Source organism: Streptomyces sp. NPDC045955, assembly GCF_056430805.1.
Window position 1 is genome coordinate 24,975 of the sequence record NZ_JBWKKY010000011.1, and the last position, 17,054, is coordinate 42,028.

Annotated in this window: 10 protein-coding genes, 1 tRNA gene and 1 pseudogene; 6 read left to right on the forward strand and 6 right to left on the reverse strand. The window is 71.4% G+C overall.

The genetic code is table 11. The features are described from left to right. Positions 1-13: 13 nt before the first annotated feature. Positions 14-1,753: an FAD-dependent oxidoreductase gene (locus AC07F0_RS23140; protein WP_478981469.1), complete on the reverse strand. Its 1,740-nt coding sequence runs from the start codon at positions 1,751-1,753 to the stop codon at positions 14-16. Between the two features lie 191 nt (positions 1,754-1,944). Here AC07F0_RS23140 and AC07F0_RS23145 point away from each other — a divergent pair, with 191 nt between their 5' ends. After that, positions 1,945-3,741 carry a helix-turn-helix domain-containing protein gene (locus tag AC07F0_RS23145; RefSeq protein WP_478981471.1) on the forward strand — a complete coding sequence of 599 codons (1,797 nt, stop codon included), beginning with the start codon at positions 1,945-1,947 and terminating at the stop codon, positions 3,739-3,741. A 114-nt stretch (positions 3,742-3,855) separates the two neighbouring features. Here the strand turns inward: AC07F0_RS23145 and AC07F0_RS23150 are convergent. Continuing rightward, positions 3,856-3,940, reverse strand: a tRNA-Leu gene (locus AC07F0_RS23150). A gap of 319 nt (positions 3,941-4,259) precedes the next feature. Between AC07F0_RS23150 and AC07F0_RS23155 the strand changes: the two are divergent. Next, a pseudogene (locus AC07F0_RS23155) lies at positions 4,260-5,059 on the forward strand (DUF2254 family protein); the annotation flags it as partial. Between the two features lie 396 nt (positions 5,060-5,455). On the opposite strand, the gene AC07F0_RS23160 reads toward AC07F0_RS23155, so the two are convergent. The 3 genes from AC07F0_RS23160 to sucC are packed head-to-tail and all read right to left on the reverse strand — an operon-like array spanning position 5,456 to position 9,081. Continuing rightward, the gene (locus AC07F0_RS23160; protein ID WP_478981472.1) at positions 5,456-6,997 is read right to left on the reverse strand and encodes an aldehyde dehydrogenase family protein; all 1,542 of its coding nucleotides are present in this window, start codon (positions 6,995-6,997) and stop codon (positions 5,456-5,458) included. A 44-nt stretch (positions 6,998-7,041) separates the two neighbouring features. Continuing rightward, the gene (gene sucD, locus AC07F0_RS23165; protein WP_478981474.1) at positions 7,042-7,941 is read right to left on the reverse strand and encodes a succinate--CoA ligase subunit alpha; all 900 of its coding nucleotides are present in this window, start codon (positions 7,939-7,941) and stop codon (positions 7,042-7,044) included. Between the two features lie 9 nt (positions 7,942-7,950). Further along, positions 7,951-9,081, reverse strand: a complete 1,131-nt coding sequence (sucC, locus tag AC07F0_RS23170; protein WP_478981476.1) for an ADP-forming succinate--CoA ligase subunit beta — start codon at positions 9,079-9,081, stop codon at positions 7,951-7,953. A gap of 142 nt (positions 9,082-9,223) precedes the next feature. Between sucC and AC07F0_RS23175 the strand changes: the two genes are divergently transcribed. From AC07F0_RS23175 to AC07F0_RS23190, 4 genes are all read left to right on the forward strand, one after another. Continuing rightward, complete coding sequence (locus tag AC07F0_RS23175) at positions 9,224-10,906, forward strand: thiamine pyrophosphate-binding protein (protein WP_478981478.1); 1,683 nt, start codon at positions 9,224-9,226, stop codon at positions 10,904-10,906. 10 nt (positions 10,907-10,916) lie between these two features. Beyond that, positions 10,917-12,158, forward strand: a complete 1,242-nt coding sequence (gene frc / locus AC07F0_RS23180; RefSeq protein ID WP_478981480.1) for a formyl-CoA transferase — start codon at positions 10,917-10,919, stop codon at positions 12,156-12,158. Positions 12,159-12,162: 4 nt separating this feature from the next. Continuing rightward, positions 12,163-14,307 (forward strand): acetate--CoA ligase family protein, encoded by a 2,145-nt coding sequence (locus AC07F0_RS23185; RefSeq protein WP_478981481.1) that lies wholly within the window; start codon positions 12,163-12,165, stop codon positions 14,305-14,307. A 122-nt stretch (positions 14,308-14,429) separates the two neighbouring features. Continuing rightward, on the forward strand, positions 14,430-15,818 hold the full coding sequence (locus AC07F0_RS23190; RefSeq protein ID WP_478981482.1) for an OFA family MFS transporter: 1,389 nt from the start codon (positions 14,430-14,432) through the stop codon (positions 15,816-15,818). Between the two features lie 142 nt (positions 15,819-15,960). On the opposite strand, the gene AC07F0_RS23195 is transcribed toward AC07F0_RS23190, so the two are convergent. Next, positions 15,961-17,019, reverse strand: coding sequence for a sugar phosphate isomerase/epimerase family protein (locus tag AC07F0_RS23195; RefSeq protein ID WP_478981484.1), 1,059 nt, complete (start codon positions 17,017-17,019; stop codon positions 15,961-15,963). Positions 17,020-17,054 lie beyond the last annotated feature (35 nt).

Sequence of the window (17,054 nt, forward strand, 5' to 3'; positions counted from 1 at the left end):
CGTGATTGCTCGCTCAGGCGCGTCCGAGGATGGTCCGCAGCGCGTCCGTGAGCAGTTCGCCGGCGTCCGGTGCGGCGGACGCGTGCCGGAAGGCGACGAACCCGTCGGGGCGCACGAGCAGGGCGCCCGCGTCGGAGATCTCGCTCAGCCGCGCCCAGTCGCCGTACGGGTCCTCGTACTCCTGCCCGGGGCCGATCACCACGGTGGCGACCGGGACGTCCTGAGCCGAGGCGGCCCGCACCCAGTCCTCTCCCCCGATGCCGGTCAGCAGGGTGAAGCGGCCCCGGCCGACCGTGTCGAGGGTGGAGAGCGTGCGGGGTCCGGAGGTGATCCAGACGTGCGGGAGCCGGGCGCCGGGGCGGGAGGACGGCTGGTGGTGCAGCTCGGGGTCGCGGGCGAAGCCCGGGTCGGGCGTGCCGTCCGGGACGATCGCGCCGGAGGTGTAGCGCTGGTTGAGGTCGACGCCGTGCGCGTTGAACTCGTATGCCTTGAAAGCGATCGCCTCCCGCAGCTCGGCGCGCTGTTTCCCGGCGGCCTCGGTGCTGTCCTTGCGGGCGGCGATGTTGGCCCACAGCTGCTCGGGGGTCTGCGGGGAGAGCCCGTCGAGGGCCTCGAAGATCGGGGCGGTCTCGCGGATGGACCGGTTGGCCCGGGTGACGATCTGCCGGCCGATGGGCGCGCGCTCGGCGGTGTAGCTGTCGAGCAGCCTGGGGTGGGCGGTGCCGTCGAGGACGAGCTTGAGCTTCCAGGCCAGGTTGTAGGCGTCCTGGATGGAGGTGTTGGAGCCGAGGCCGTTGGACGGGGGATGCCGGTGCACGGCGTCGCCGGCGCAGAAGACGCGGCCGTTCGCGTAGCTCTCCGCGTACATCTCGTTGACGGTCCAGGCGGAGGACGACCTGATGGTCACGGGGATGTCGTCGTCGCCGACGAGCTTGCGCACGACGGATTCGGCGTACTCGGTGGTCAGGTCCGGGGCGCCCGCGGTGACGTCGTAGCCCCACACGATCAGCCACTCGGTCCAGGGGCGGACGCAGCGCACCAGGCCCGCGCCGATGCCGCCGACCGTGGCGCCGGGCGCGAGGACCCAGTAGAGCGTGGCCGGGCGGTGGGCGGTGTACCGGGTGAGGTCCGCCTCGAAGACGATGTTGACGCTGCCTGCCACGCCCATCTGGCCGCCCATCGGCAGCCCGGCGTCCGCGGCGACCTTCGACCGTCCGCCGTCGGCGCCTATCAGGTACTTGGCGCGGATCTCGTATGTGTCCCCGCGCAGCCGGTCGCGGACGGTGGCCGTGACGCCGTCGGCGTCCTGGGTGTGGGAGAGGTACTCGTTCTGGAAGCGGAGCCGGGTGCCGCGGGCGACGGCCGCGTTCACGAGGACCGGCTCCATGAGGTGCTGCGGCATGTCGCACATGCGGGTGGGGCTGGCGAGTTCGTGTTCCGCCTGTACGAGCGGGTCGTTGCCCCAGGAGCGCACCCGGCCCAGTTCCTCGCCCGCCAGGCCGGTGCAGAACGTCGTGTTGCCCATCAGGTGCTGCGGGGTGGCCTGCGCGACGACGTCCTGTTCCACGCCGAGGTCGCGCAGCACCTCCATGGTGCGCTGGTTGGTGATGTGCGCGCGGGGCGTGTCGGCGAGGCTCGCGTAGCGGGTCACCACGGTGTTGGGCACGCCGTAGGTGCTCAGGGCGAGCGCGGCGGAGGCACCGGCGGGGCCGCTGCCCACGATCAGGACGTCGGTCTCGACGACGGTGGACACGGGCGCTCCTGCGGGGTGGGGGAAGACGGGGCGGACATCGAGTGTCCATGATCATGGAGCGCTTCGGCCGGTCGCGAGTGTCTCATTACGAGACACCCGGGGGTCCGTGAGGGGGCGCCGGGCACCGCGGTCACCGCCCGTCGCGGCCCGTTGTTGCCTGTTCAACCGAACCCGCTACGGTGTTGCATGCCGTGACCACGACCGAGCCTTCCGCCGCAGCCACCACCCGCCCCTCGCTGCGTCTCGCCCGCGAGCGGTTCCTGTCGGGGGGTCCGCTGCCGGGCGGTGTTCCGGAGGAGGTCGTCGCGGCGTGGCGGCGGGCACGGTTCTTCGGTGTGCCGCACGACTTGAAGGAACCGGCCGTCGCCCCATCCCGGCCGGTGGACTCGGCGCTGCTCGGTGCCGCCCGGCCGGTGCTCGACCGGATCGCCCCGGCTCTGGGCACGGACCGGTCCCTGCTCCTCCTGACCGACGAGCGGCTGCGCGTGCTGTGGAGCGCGGGGAGCGTACCCGGGCTCGATCCGTGCCCCGTCCTGTCGGAGCCGGAGGTCGGCCACAACAGTGCGGCTGTCGCCCTGCGCACCCGGCGCCGGGCCGAGGTGCACGGGCCGGAACACTTCCTCGACCGGTGGCAGGACGTGTCCGCCGTGAGCGTCCCGTTGCTCGCCCCGGAGGGCGGCCGGGTCGTCGGCACGCTGACCGTCGCGTCGCTGGCGTCGCGGCTGGGTACCGCGCGTTCGCCTCACCCGCACGCGGCACTCGCCGAGGCCGCCGCCACGGCGGTGGAGACGGAGCTGCGGGCGCGGGCGGGGCGGGCCGAGCGGGTGCTGCTGGACGCGTATGTGCGGGCGGTGGGCGGACCGGACCCGGTCGTGGACGGCCCGGACTGTGCTGTGGTCGCTCTGGACGGTCGTAACCGCCTGATCAGCGACTCCGCGCAGCGGTTGCTGACGCCCGAGGTGCTCGGGGCACTGGAGCGGACGGCGGTGAGCGCGCGGCACGCGGATGCCGCGGGTGAGGCCGGGCAGTCCGGGGAAACGGGCCCGGCCGAGCTGCCGGATGGCTCTGGATGCGTCGCACGGATCGACCCCGTACGGCTGGACGGCGTGGTCATCGGGATCGTCGCCGTCCTGGAGCCACTCGCCGGTCCCGAGCCGTCGCAGCCGGTGCCGGTGCCGGCCGTGCCGCGACCGGCCTGCTCGCTCACCGGTTCGTCGGTCCCCTGGCGACACGCCGTCGGCCGTGCCGTCGAACTGGCCCGCTCGCCGGAGCCGTTGCTGCTGGCCGGTGAACGTGGAACCGGCAAGTCCGCGCTGGCTCTGGACCTGCTCGGCACGGAGGCACGGGCGGTCGTCGAGATCGCCGACGCGGCGCTGGACGCCGGGCTCGAAAGGGTCCTGCCCACCTGGCCGGCCGATCGCCCGCTCCTGCTCCGGCACGCCGAGCGCCTCGCCCAGCCCGGCGTGGCCGCGCTCAACTCCCTGCTCGACACGCACCCCGCCGCCCGGCTGCTGGTCACCTACACGCCCGGCGCGCCGGTCGGCCCCTGCCTCCAGCGTCTGCTGGACAAGCTGTCCGCCCGCTCGGTGACCCTGCCCCCGCTGCGCGAACGTACCGAGGACATACGCGAGCTGCTCCCCGCTCTGGCGCCACGGCCGGCCGCCGGGCAGCCGCCGCTGACCTGGACACTGGACGCCCTGCGCGCGCTGGAGCGGTACCCGTGGCCCGGGAACGTCACCGAGCTGGCCCACCTCGTCCGGGCGCTCGCCGAGCACCGCCGGATGTCGGGGCCGGTCCGCCGGGCGGAGCTGCCGGACGCCGTGCGGGAAGGCCCGGCCGCGCGGCCCCTCAGCCCGATGGAGCACGCCGAGCGCGCCGCGATCCTGGAGGCCCTGCGGCTGCACGGCGGCAACAAGGCACGCGCGGCGGCGGCGCTGGGGATCGGCCGGGCGACGCTGTACCGCAAGCTGCGGGGCTACCGGGTCTGAGGGGCCGTGCCACGCAGCGCCCGCGGAGGGTCGCGGCACTCGTGGAACACGGAAAAGGTGCCGACCAGAACTGGCCAGCACCTCTCGTGCACCGAAGTCGTGCACCGAAGCGAGTGTCCGAGGGGGGACTTGAACCCCCACGCCCGATAAAGGGCACTAGCACCTCAAGCTAGCGCGTCTGCCATTCCGCCACCCGGACCAGGTGTCTGCCGCCTCGCCAGGGCGCTGCCCGGCGGCGACATGGACAACCATACCAAGGTTTCGCAGTGCCTTTCACCTGCGTTTCCTTCCCCAGGGCGGGGGTCCGGGACCTCGCACCCCCATGCACCTGGGGTCACACCGTGAGCGACTGGATGGTTACGCAAAGCTCCGGGTCGGGCCGTCGCCGCCGTGCGTTGTCGACGCCGTGCGTTGTCGCCGCTCAGAGGGCATCTGCGGGACACGTTCTGGTTCGCCCCCACCGCGGCGATGGTGGGGGTCTTCGTGGTCTGGGTGGGGGCCCAGGCGCTGGACGCGGCCTGTACGTGAACACCACCCTCAGGCTGATGCGGATCAGTCATGTGATCGCGCGGATCGCCACGGAGTCCTTCCGGGTGGCCGCCTCGATGCCCGTGCCGACGGGCGGGCAGGACGAAGCCGCCCGCCTCGGTTCCGCGACCGCGTCGGTCCCGCACGAGGGCCGGGCGGGGGTGCTGCGGGACGTGCACATCACGCGGCTGGTGCGGGAGGCGCGCAAACACCGGGTCGTGTTGCGGCTGATCCCGCGGATCGGGGACTTCGTGGTGCCCGAGGTGCCCGTGCTGGCGGTCCACGGCGGGCCGGTCCCGTCGCGCCGGGCGCTGCGTTACGCGATCTCGGTGGGGGTGGAGCGGACGTACCACCAGGATCTCGGCTTCGGACTGCGCCAGTTTCCGACATCGCGCTGCGCGCCCTGTCGTCCGCGATCAACGATCCGACGACCGCCGTCCAGGCGCTGGACCGGATCGTCCAGTTCCTGGCCGCGCTCAGCCGACGGCCGCTCGACGCCGCCCTGTACCGGGACCGGGGCGGGGCGGTGCGGCTGGTGCAGCCCGTGCCGGGCTGGACCGAGCTGGTGGATCTCGGGTTCGCCGAGGTACGGGGGTGCGCCACCAGGAGCCCACAGGTGTCGCGGCGCATGCTGGCAGGGCTGGACGACCTGCTCCTGCTCGTGCCGCCGGAGCGGCGGGAGCCGCTGCTCCGCCATCGCGAGCTGCTCCGGCAGACGGTGGACCGGTCCGGGCCCGCCCCCGCGGACCGCGCGTTCGCCCTGCGCCCGGACCGGCAGGGCATCGGCTGACCGGCGGCCCAGCGGCCCCGCGGCCCGGCAGCCCGACGGCCCAGCAGCCCGGTGGCCCAGCAGCCCAGCAGCCCAGCAACCCGATGACCCAGCAGCCCAGCAGCCCGGTGGCCCAGCAGCCCCGCGGCCCGGCAGCCCGACGGCCCAGCAGCCCGGTGGCCCGGCAGCCCAGCAGCCCAGCAACCCGATGACCCCGCGGCCCGGCAGCCCAGCAACCCAGCAACCCGATGACCCCGCGGCCCGGTGCCGCCCCGGCGGCGGCCAACGCCGATACGGGCTTCGAGACGCGCCGGTTTCGCCACCCGTCGGCGACCGACGCCCGAGCCCCGCGCGGGCGTCCGCGCGGTGGACCGGCGTCGGTCGCTCTGGGCCCCCTCCCCCCGGGGTGGTCTGCCCTCACGGCAGCAACTGGTACTCCGGGAAGTTGCCCGGCAGCCGCTCCCCCGCCGGTCCCCGTGTCACCGCGCGCACCAGCAGCTCGCCGCCGACGAACGCGCCGTGCCAGGACGCGCCGAGACCGCCGAACAGCTCGTCACGGTCGCCGCGGGAACGGGGCCGGCCGTGGCCGGTCTTGAACGCGCGGATCTGCGGGGCGAGTCGCTCGAAGGTCGCCCGGTCGTCGGTGGACAGCGTGGCCACCAGCGCGCCGTTGGAGGCGTTCATCGCGGCCAGCAGCTCCGCCTCCGTGTCGACCAGGACGATCGTGTCGACCGGGCCGAAGGGCTCCGCGTGGTGCAGCGGAGAGGACGGGGGCGGGTTGAGGAGCGTGACCGGCTGGACGTAGGCCGAGGTGTCCTGGCCGGGCAGGAAGCGGGCGTCGGACGGACTGCCGCGGTGCAGCGGTACGGCGCCGCGCTCGATCGCCTCGGCGACCTGGTCCTGGAGTTCCTTCGCCTTGGCCGCGTTGATGACCGGCCCGAAGTCCAGCTCCGGGTACGGGTCGTCCGGCTCTTCCACGGCGAGCGGGTGTCCGATCCTGAGCGTGCGGACCGCCGGGAGGTACGCCGCCAGGAACGCGTCGAACAGGTGCCGCTGGACGACGAAGCGCGGGTACGCCGTGCAGCGCTGCTTGCCGTAGTCGAAGAGCTTGGGGATGACCGCCGTGAGCGCGTCCCAGTCCGAGTAGTTCCAGATGCCCCAGGTGTTGAGTCCCTCCTGTTCGAGTACGTGTCGTTTGCCGAGGTCGGCGACGGCCGTGGCCACCGAGGCGCCGGTGTCGCGGCCGCCGACGAAGGAGACGCAGCCGATCTCGGGCGCCCGCACCAGCGCCTGGGACAGCTCGCCTCCGCTGCCGCTGACGAGGGTGACGGGGATCCCCTCACGGGCGGCGAGGGCGCAGGCCAGGGTCAGGCAGGCGACACCGCCGTCGGTCGGGGTCTTGGCGATGACCGCGTTGCCTGCCAGTGCCTGGACCAGCACTGCGTGAACGAGCACGCTCATCGGGTAGTTCCAGCTGGCGATGTTGGACACCGGGCCGTCCAGCGGGGCCCGGCCGGCGACCATCTCCTCGATGCCGTCGACGTACCAGCGGACCCCGTCGATGGCGCGGTCGACGTCGGCCAGGGCGAGCCGCCAGGGCTTGCCGATCTCCCAGACGAGCAGGAGGGCCAGCAGCCGGCGGTGTTCGGCGAGGGCGTCGAGGGTGGCGGCGACGCGGGCCCGGCGCTCCGGCAGGGAGACGTGACGCCAGGCGCGGTGCTGGTCGAGGGCGGCGCGCACGGCCCGGCGGGCGGTGGCCCCGTCCAGGCGCGGCGGTCCGGTGATCGGGCTGCCGTCGACGGGGCTGACCGCGGGCAGGACCCGGCCGTCCGCCTGCCAGGCGGCGTTCCAGAGGTTGAGGACCCGCTCGTCGCGGAAGGCCTCGGGCGCGACGGCGAGGCAGCGCTGCCACGCGTCGGGCCAGGTCGTGCCGGATTTGAGGGTGAGGGTGGGTGCCATCGGGTTGCTCCGCTCTGGATGCACGGTCGGGGGCGGGACCTGGCTCACTGCCGTGGTTCTCCGAGGCGCGCTTCGAGATGCGCCAGCACGAGCTTCGCCGTCTCGGTCGGGGTGCTGCCCACGCTCACCCCGGCCGCCTCCAGCGCCTCCTTCTTCGCCTGCGCCGTGCCGGAGGAACCGGAGACGATGGCGCCCGCGTGCCCCATGGTCTTGCCCTCGGGTGCGGTGAACCCGGCGATGTAACCGACGACCGGCTTGGTGACGTGCTCGCGGACGTAGGCCGCCGCCCGTTCCTCCGCGTCGCCGCCGATCTCGCCGATGAGGACGATGAGTTCGGTGTCGGGGTCGTCCTGGAAAGCGGCGAGGCAGTCGATGTGCGAGGTGCCTACGACCGGGTCGCCGCCGATGCCGACGCAGGTCGAGAAACCGATGTCGCGGAGCTCGTACATCAGCTGGTACGTCAGCGTGCCCGACTTGGAGACCAGGCCGATGCGGCCCGGTTTGGTGATGTCGGCCGGGATGATGCCCGCGTTGGACTGGCCGGGGGTGATGAGGCCCGGGCAGTTGGGTCCGACCACTCGTGTGCCCTTCTGGCCGGCGTACGTGGTGAAGGCGACGGAGTCGTGGACAGGGATGCCCTCGGTGATGACCACCGCGAGGCCGATACCGGCGTCGGCGGCTTCGAGGACGGCCGCCTTGGCGAAGGCCGGCGGCACGAAGACGACGGTGACGTCCGCCGCGGTCGCGCGCATCCCGGCGGCGACGCTGCCGAAGACGGGGACGGCCCGGTCGTCGAAGTCGACGGTGCGGCCCGCCTTGCGCGGGTTGACGCCGCCGACGACGTTCGTGCCGGCCGCCAGCATGCGCCGGGTGTGCTTCATGCCCTCGCTGCCGGTCATGCCCTGGACGAGTACCTTGCTCTCCTTGGTGAGGTAGATGGCCATGACGTCCCCTCAGGCAGTGGTGGCGAGTTCGGCGGCCCGGCGGGCGGCGCCGTCCATGGTGGTGACCTGCTGGACCAGCGGATGCGCGTGCCCGTCGAGGATGGCGCGGCCCCGGGGCGCGTTGTTGCCGTCGAGGCGCACGACGAGCGGCTTGGTGAGGCGGACGGTGTCCAGGGCCTGGACGATGCCGTCGGCGACCGCGTCGCACGCGGTGATCCCGCCGAAGACATTGACGAAGACGGACTTCACGTCCAGGTCGGAGAGGATGACCGACAGTCCGTCCGCCATGACGCGGGCGCTCGCTCCGCCGCCGATGTCGAGGAAGTTGGCGGGCCTGGCGCCGCAGCCCGCGACCACGTCCAGTGTCGACATGACGAGTCCGGCGCCGTTGCCGATGATGCCGACCTCGCCGTCGAGCTTGACGTAGTTGAGGCCCTTCGCGGCAGCGGCCGCCTCCAGCGCGCCGTCGTGTTCCGTGTCGTCCGCGCCCCACCGTGCCTGCCGGAAGCGGGCGTTGTCGTCGAGGGTGACCTTGCCGTCGAGGGCGAGGATGTGCCCCTGCCGGGTGCGGACGAGCGGATTCACCTCGACGAGGAGGGCGTCCTCGCGGACCAGGACCTCCCAGAGCCGCACGAGGACGTCGACGGTCTGCGGCGGCAGTCCGGCCGCCTCGGCGATCTCGCCCGCCTTCGCGGAGGTGACGCCCTCGGCGGGGTCGACGGGGACGCGGGCCACGGCGTCGGGACGGGTGGCGGCGACCTCCTCGATCTCCATGCCGCCTTCGGCCGAGGCGATCGCGAGGAAGCGGCCCGCCGCGCGGTCGAGTACGTAGGACACGTAGAACTCGGCCTCGATGTCCACGGGCTGGGCCAGCATCACCGTGCCGACCCGGTGCCCCTTGATGTCCATACCGAGGATCTGACGGGCGGTGAGCTCGGCGGCGGCCGGGTCCGCGGCGAGCTTCACCCCTCCTGCCTTGCCCCGGCCCCCGGTCTTCACCTGGGCTTTCACCACGACACGGCCACCGAGCCGGCGTGCGATCCCACGGGCCTCCTTGGGCGAGTCCGTCACCTCGGCACGCGGCACCAAGACGCCGTGTTCTTCAAAGAGTTCCCTTGCCTGATGTTCGTACAGGTCCATTCCGGCTCCTGACTGAAAGTGCCGCACGCCCCCTGGACACCACCCATCGGATGCGGGATAACAAGCTTCATACAGTATTCGTCGACTGTATGCAATGTACCGCGAGACGTTCCAACCCCCTACGAAGGGACAGGACTTCGCCATGCCCGACGACACCCAGGACGTGATCTCCGGTGGTCATCTCGTAGCCAAGGCGCTGAGGGCCGAGGGGGTCGAGCGCATCTACACCCTGTGCGGCGGCCACATCATCGACATCTACGACGGCTGCGTCGACGAGGGCATCGAGGTCGTCGACGTCCGTCACGAGCAGGTCGCCGCCCACGCCGCCGACGGTTACGCGCGCATCACCGGCAAGCCGGGCTGCGCGGTGGTCACCGCGGGACCGGGGACGACCGACGCCGTCACCGGTGTCGCCAACGCCTTCCGCGCGGAGTCCCCGATGCTGCTGATCGGCGGCCAGGGGGCCCTCACCCAGCACAAGATGGGGTCCCTCCAGGACCTGCCGCACGTCGACATGATGACGCCGATCACCAAGTTCGCGGCGGCCGTGCCGGACACGGCCCGGGCGGCGGACATGGTGTCGATGGCGTTCCGCGAGTGCTACCACGGCGCGCCCGGGCCCTCCTTCCTGGAGATCCCGCGTGACGTGCTGGACGCCAAGGTGCCGGTGTCCAAGGCGCGCGTGCCGAAGTCCGGCGCCTACCGCGCCTCGACCCGCTCGGCCGGCGACCCGGAGGCGATCGAGAAGCTCGCCGACCTGCTCGTGCACGCCGAGAAGCCGGCCATCCTGCTCGGCAGCCAGGTGTGGACGACCCGGGGCACCGCATCGGCCATCGAGCTGGTGCGCACGCTGAACATCCCGGCGTACATGAACGGCGCCGGCCGTGGCACCCTCCCGCCCGGCGACCCGCACCACTTCCAGCTCTCCCGCCGGTACGCCTTCTCAGGCGCCGACGTCATCGTCATCGTCGGCACACCCTTCGACTTCCGCATGGGCTACGGCAAGCGGCTGTCACCGGACGCGACCGTCGTGCAGATCGACCTCGACTACCGCACGGTCGGCAAGAACCGCGACATCGACCTCGGCATCGTGGGCGACGCCGGACTGGTGCTGAAGTCGGTCACCGAGGCCGCCTCCGGACGCGTCAACGGCGGTGCGTCGAAGCGCAAGGAGTGGCTGGACGAGTTGCGGGCCGCGGAGCAGACCGCCCTGGAGAAGCGGCTGCCGAGCCTGAGGTCGGACGCCTCGCCCATCCACCCGTACCGGCTGGTCAGCGAGATCAACGACTTCCTCACCGAGGACTCGATCTACATCGGCGACGGCGGCGACATCGTCACCTTCTCCGGGCAGGTCGTGCAGCCCAAGTCACCCGGGCACTGGATGGACCCGGGTCCCCTGGGCACGCTCGGCGTCGGGGTCCCCTTCGTGCTGGCGGCCAAGCAGGCACGGCCCGACAAGGAGGTCGTCGCCCTCTTCGGTGACGGCGCGTTCTCCCTGACCGGCTGGGACTTCGAGACTCTCGTCCGCTACGACCTCCCCTTCGTCGGCATCGTCGGCAACAACTCCTCCATGAACCAGATCCGCTACGGCCAGGCCGCCAAGTACGGCAAGGACCGCGAGCGGGTCGGCAACACCCTCGGCGACGTCCACTACGACAAGTTCGCCCAGATGCTGGGCGGTTACGGCGAGGAGGTCCGCGACCCCGCCGACATCGGCCCGGCCCTCAGGCGCGCCCGCGAGTCCGGCAAGCCGTCCCTGATCAACGTCTGGGTCGACCCCGACGCGTACGCCCCCGGAACCATGAACCAGACCATGTACAAGTGAGGTGCCCCCGATGACTCCTCCGTCCACCAAGGCCCTCGAAGGCATCCGCGTCCTGGACATGACCCACGTCCAGTCCGGGCCCTCCGCGACCCAGCTGCTCGCCTGGCTCGGCGCGGACGTCGTCAAGCTGGAGGCGCCGACCGGCGACATCACACGCAAGCAGCTGCGTGACCTGCCGGACGTCGACTCCCTCTACTTCACGATGCTCAACTGCAACAAGCGGAGCATCACCCTCAACACCAAGACCGAGCGCGGCAAGGAGATCCTCACCGAGCTGATCCGGCGCTCCGACGTCATGGTCGAGAACTTCGGCCCGGGCGCGGTCGACCGGATGGGCTTCACCTGGGACCGCATCCAGGAGATCAATCCACGGATCGTCTATGCCTCCATCAAGGGGTTCGGCGAGGGCCCCTACACCAACTTCAAGGCGTACGAGGTCGTCGCGCAGGCCATGGGCGGGTCGATGTCGACCACCGGTTTCGAGGACGGGCCGCCGCTGGCGACGGGGGCCCAGATCGGGGACTCGGGGACGGGCGTGCACGCCGTGGCGGGCATCCTCGCCGCGCTCTACCAACGGGAGCGCACCGGGCGCGGGCAGCGGGTCAACGTGGCCATGCAGCACGCCGTACTGAACCTGTGCCGGGTGAAGCTGCGGGACCAGCAACGCCTGGCACACGGGCCGCTCGCTGAATATCCCAACGAGGACTTCGGCGACGAGGTTCCCAGGTCCGGGAACGCGTCCGGCGGCGGCCAGCCCGGCTGGGCGGTCAAGTGCGCGCCGGGCGGCCCGAACGACTACGTGTACGTCATCGTGCAGCCCGTCGGCTGGCGGCCGATCAGTGAGCTCATCGGCCGGCCGGAGCTGGCCGACGACCCCGAGTGGGCGACGCCCGAGGCGCGGCTGCCCAAGCTCGGCAAGATGTTCCAGCTGATCGAGGAGTGGTCCTCGACGCTGCCCAAGTGGGAGGTGCTGGAGCGGCTCAACGCGCACAACATCCCGTGCGGGCCGATCCTGTCCACCAGGGAGATCATCGAGGACCGGTCGCTGGCCGCCAACGAGATGGTCGTCACCGTCCCGCACCCCGAGCGCGGTCAGTTCGTCACCGTCGGCAGCCCGCTCAAGCTGTCCGACTCCCCCGTCGAGGTGACCACCTCGCCGCTTCTCGGCGAGCACAACGAAGAGGTCTACGTCGGCGAACTCGGCCTCGGCGACGAGGAAGTGCGCCTGCTCAAGTCGAACGGAGTGATCTGACGTGATGGCCGAAGACCGGGTCCTGCGGGTGCGGGGCGTGCTGGATTCCGTGCGGGCCGAGGGGCGGACAGCGCTGACCGCGCCCGAGGGCAAGGTGATCGCCGACGCGTACGGGATCGCCGTACCGGGCGAGGAGCTGGCGACCGACGTCGACGAGGCCGTGGCGTTCGCGGCGCGCTTCGGCGGGCCCGTCGTGATGAAGATCGTCTCGCCGGACATCCTGCACAAGACCGACGCAGGCGGAGTGATCGTCGGGGTCGAGGGCGCGACCGACGTACGGGCCGCGTTCCACAGGATCATCGACAACGCGCGCGCCTACAACGCCGAGGCCCGCATCTCGGGCGTGCAGGTGCAGGAGCTGCTGGCCGAGGGGCAGGAGGTCATCGTCGGCGCGGTCACGGACCCGACGTTCGGGAAGGTGGTCGCGTTCGGGCTCGGCGGGGTGCTCGTCGAGGTCCTGAAGGACGTGACGTTCCGGCTCGCTCCGGTGGACGCCGACGAGGCGCTGTCGATGCTGGACTCGATCCGGTCGGCGGAGATCCTGCGCGGGGTGCGCGGCCAGGCGGGCGTGGACCGGTGGGCCGTCGCCGAGCAGATCCGCCGGGTGTCGGAACTCGTCGCGGACTTCCCGGAGATCGCGGAGGTCGACCTCAACCCGGTGATCGCGACAGCGGAGGGGGCCGTCGCGGCCGACATCCGGGTGATCCTCGCCGAGTCGCAGCCCGCGCCGCGCCGGAAGTACTCGAGGGACGAGATCCTCACGTCGATGCGCCGGCTGATGCAGCCGAGTTCGGTCGCCGTGATCGGTGCCTCCAACGAGCAGGGCAAGATCGGCAACTCGGTGATGCGCAACCTCGTCGACGGCGGTTTCGCCGGCGACATCCATCCGGTGAACCCCAAGGCCGATGACATTCTGGGCCGCAAGGCGTACAAGAGTGTCACGGACGTTCCCGGTGAGGTGGATGTGGCGGTCTTCGCTATTCCCGCCAAGTTCGTGGCCGCTGCCTTGGAGGAGGTGGGACGCAAGGGCATCCCGAACGCCGTACTGATCCCCTCCGGGTTCGCCGAGACCGGTGAACACGAGCTCCAGGCGGAGATCGTGGCGATCGCCGAGCGGTACGGAGTGCGGCTGCTGGGGCCGAACATCTACGGCTACTACTCGACCTGGCACGACCTGTGCGCCACGTTCTGCACGCCGTACGACGTCAAGGGCGGGGTGGCGCTGACCTCGCAGTCGGGCGGCATCGGGATGGCCATCCTGGGCTTCGCCCGCACCACCAAGACGGGCGTGTCGGCGATCGTCGGGCTGGGCAACAAGTCGGACCTGGACGAGGACGACCTGCTGACCTGGTTCGGGGAGGACCCGCACACCGAGTGCATCGCGATGCACCTGGAGGACCTCAAGGACGGGCGCGCCTTCGTGGAGGCCGCACGGGCGACCGTGCCGAAGAAGCCCGTGGTCGTGCTGAAGGCGGGGCGTACGGCGGCGGGTGCGAAAGCGGCCGGTTCGCACACCGGCGCGCTGGCGGGCGACGACGCCGTGTACGACGACATCCTGCGGCAGGCCGGGGTGATCCGGGCGCCGGGGCTGAACGACATGCTGGAGTACGCGCGGGCGTTGCCGGTGCTGCCCGCCCCCAAGGGCGACAACGTCGTGATCATCACGGGTGCCGGCGGCAGCGGTGTGCTGCTCTCGGACGCGGTCACGGACAACGGCCTGTCGCTGATGGAGATCCCGCCGGACCTGGACGAGGCGTTCCGGAAGTTCATCCCGCCCTTCGGGGCAGCGGGCAACCCGGTGGACATCACCGGGGGCGAGCCGCCGTCGACGTACGAGGCGACGATCCGGCTGGGTCTCGAGGATGAGCGTATCCACGCGCTGGTCCTCGGCTACTGGCACACCATCGTCACTCCTCCCATGGTCTTCGCGGAGCTCACCGCACGCGTGGTGGCCGAGTTCCGCGAGCGGGGGATCGAGAAGCCGGTCGTGGCGTCGCTCGCCGGGGACGTGGAGGTCGAGGAGGCCTGCCAGTACCTCTTCGAGCGCGGGGTCGTGGCGTACCCGTACACGACCGAGAAGCCGGTGGCCGTGCTCGGCGCGAAGTACCGCTGGGCGCGGGAGGCGGCGCGGCTGGGGGGCGGTACATGAGGTGAGGCAGCGGGGGGCCGGCCGACGGTGCGCGTCGGCCGGCCCCGGGACCCGCACGCGCACGAAAGGCATGGGACAGGGGGCGCTGGCCAGATCTTTCGACGCAAGGGGTGCGACACGACATGACAACGACCGATCTGCCCACCACGGTTCCCTACCGGGAGGTCACCGACGCGAACGGCCGCGTCTACCGCCTCGGTGAGACCGACATCGACATCATGGGGCGCAAGCGCAAGTGGATGGTGATCCTGCCCTGGATCGGCATGATGGGCATCTCCTCCGCCGAGTACGCGTTCGCGTCCGCGGAGGAGACCCTGCACACGGCACACGCGTGGGACAGCATGCACATCTTCTGGATGATGACCGTGTGGGTCTTCTTCCAGGCCGCGGTGGCCTTCCCCGCGGGCAAGCTGCGTGAGAGCGGCAAACTCCCGGCGCGCTGGGCGATGATGTGCGGCGCGGCGGGCACGCTGCTGGGCTACCTGTCACTGGCCTTCGCGCCGCACGTCGTCTTCGCCTACATCGGCTTCAGCATGTTCAGCGGGATGGGCGCGGGGATGGTGTACGCCACCTGCGTCAACATGGTGGGCAAGTGGTATCCGGAGCGCAAGGGCGGCAAGACCGGCTTCGTCAACGGCGGTTTCGCCTACGGCTCGGTGCCCTTCGTCTTCCTCTTCAACGGCTACATGGACCTCACCAACTTCCGTTGGGTGCTGGTCTCGGTCGGCCTGTTCCTGGCCGGGATCGTGGCGTGCTCCGGCTACTTCTTCAAGGACCCGCCGAAGAACTGGTGGCCCGCCGAGACCGACCCGCTCAACCCGCCGAAGGACCCGCGCGCGGCCCGCTCGCTGCGCATGAACCCGCCGGCGGTGCGCCAGTACTCCCCCAAGGAGGCGTGGAAGACCGGCCGGGTGGCCCTGATGTGGTTCTGCCTGGCCTGTACGTCCGGAGTGAACATCTTCGGCATCGCCTTCCAGGTGGAGATCGGCGAGGAGGCCGGATTCGCCGGCGGGATCGTCGCCACGGCCATGTCCCTGAAGGCCATCGTCAACGGCACCGGCCGCGGTGTCATCGGCTGGCTCTCCGACCTCTACGGCCGCAAGCGGTGCCTGCTCGTGGTGTGCGTCATCCTGGGCCTGGCGCAGTACGGCATCCTCTGGTCGGCGAACGCCGAGAACCTGCCGCTGTTCCTGGTCTTCTCCTCGATCTCCGGCTTCGGCGGCGGAGCCATCTTCCCGATGTTCGCCGCACTGACCGCCGATTACTTCGGCGAGAACAACAACGCGTCCAACTACGGCATGGTCTACAGCGCCAAGCTCGTCTCCGGCCTGGGAGCGGGCATGGGTGCCGTGGTCGTCGGCGCCTGGGGACACTCCGGTGCGTTCATCCTGGCCGGCTCCATCTCCCTCTTCGCCGGCTGCGTGGCACTGTTCCTGACCCCGCCGGGACGTGACAAGGAAAAGCGCCGCATCGCTCCCAACCCGCAACCGCTCGGCGAGGACACGACCTGACGCCGCAGCCGTCCCCGGCAAGCAGCCCGCACGCACCGTCCGGCGCCGCACACCGTCCCCTCCGCGAAAGCGACGGTTGACCGTCCCACACATGAGGAGGCCCCTCCCCGGCCGGGGAGGGGCCTCCTCATGTTCAGCGGTGTCAGCACTTCTCCCGCAGCGAGTGCAGGTGGGCGCTGGAGCGCCGCGCGAACGTGAAGGACTCGGCCGGGTTGTCGTGCTCGGCCTGCCAGTGGTGGGCCATGCGGTGGCCGCGCAGCCGGGTCACGGCGGAGATGAACCTCTGGTAGTCGATGTCGCCGTCGCCGACGTCGGTCATGCGGTAGCCGTACGGGTTCGACGGGTCGCTCTCGCCGTCCTTCACATGGAACAGCGGGTAGCGGTCGGGCTGCCTGAGGACGTAGTTCAGCGGTTCGAACGGGGCGGGCGTGCCGTCGGGCCGCTTGGAGAAGCGGAACTGGCCGACGTACGCCCAGTAGATGTCCATCTCCAGGTAGACGAGGTCCGGGTCGGTCTCCTTGAGCAGGACGTCGTAGAGGCGGACCTTCGGGTTGTCCGTGGCGAAGCCGAACTCCTCGGAGTGGTTGTGCTGGTAGAACTTCATGCCCCGGGCCCTCGCCGCGGCGCCGTAGGTGTTGAAGTCCTCGGCGGCGCGCTTCCAGGCGTCGACGGTCGAGCCGTAGCGGAACGGGCCGGCGGCCGTGCCGATGTGCTTGAGGCCGAGGGCCTGGGCATCGTCGAGGACCTTGGTGAGGTTCTGGGCGAAGGTGTAGGCGTTCGGGTCGTCGGAGTAGTAGCCGACGTGGCTGCCGATCGGGTTCAGGCCGTGGCTGTGGGCCAGCCGCTTGAGCTGGGCGAGCGTGATGGGGCCGGCCGAGCCCTGGGTGTAGCCGGCGAACTCGACCTCGTCGTAGCCGTACTTCTCCAGTTCGGCGAAGACGGGGCCGAAGCCGAGGGTGGAGACCTTGTCGCGGAGGCTGTAGAGCTGGATGCCGAGGCGGCCGGGCGGCAGGACGGGGCGCCCGCGGCCCTTGGCGCCGGGGGCCGTGCCGGTGGTTCCGGACGTGTTGCCGGTGGCGGCGGTCGCGGGGGCGGCGGCACCGAGCAGGGCGGCGGCGGTGGCGCCTGCGGCCACGCCGAGCATGCCGCGTCTGCTCAGGCGGTGGGTGAGCTCGGGGTCGGGCTGGGAGAAGCGGCTCATGCGTGGAACTCCTCGTGATCGCGGGGCGTTGTCAG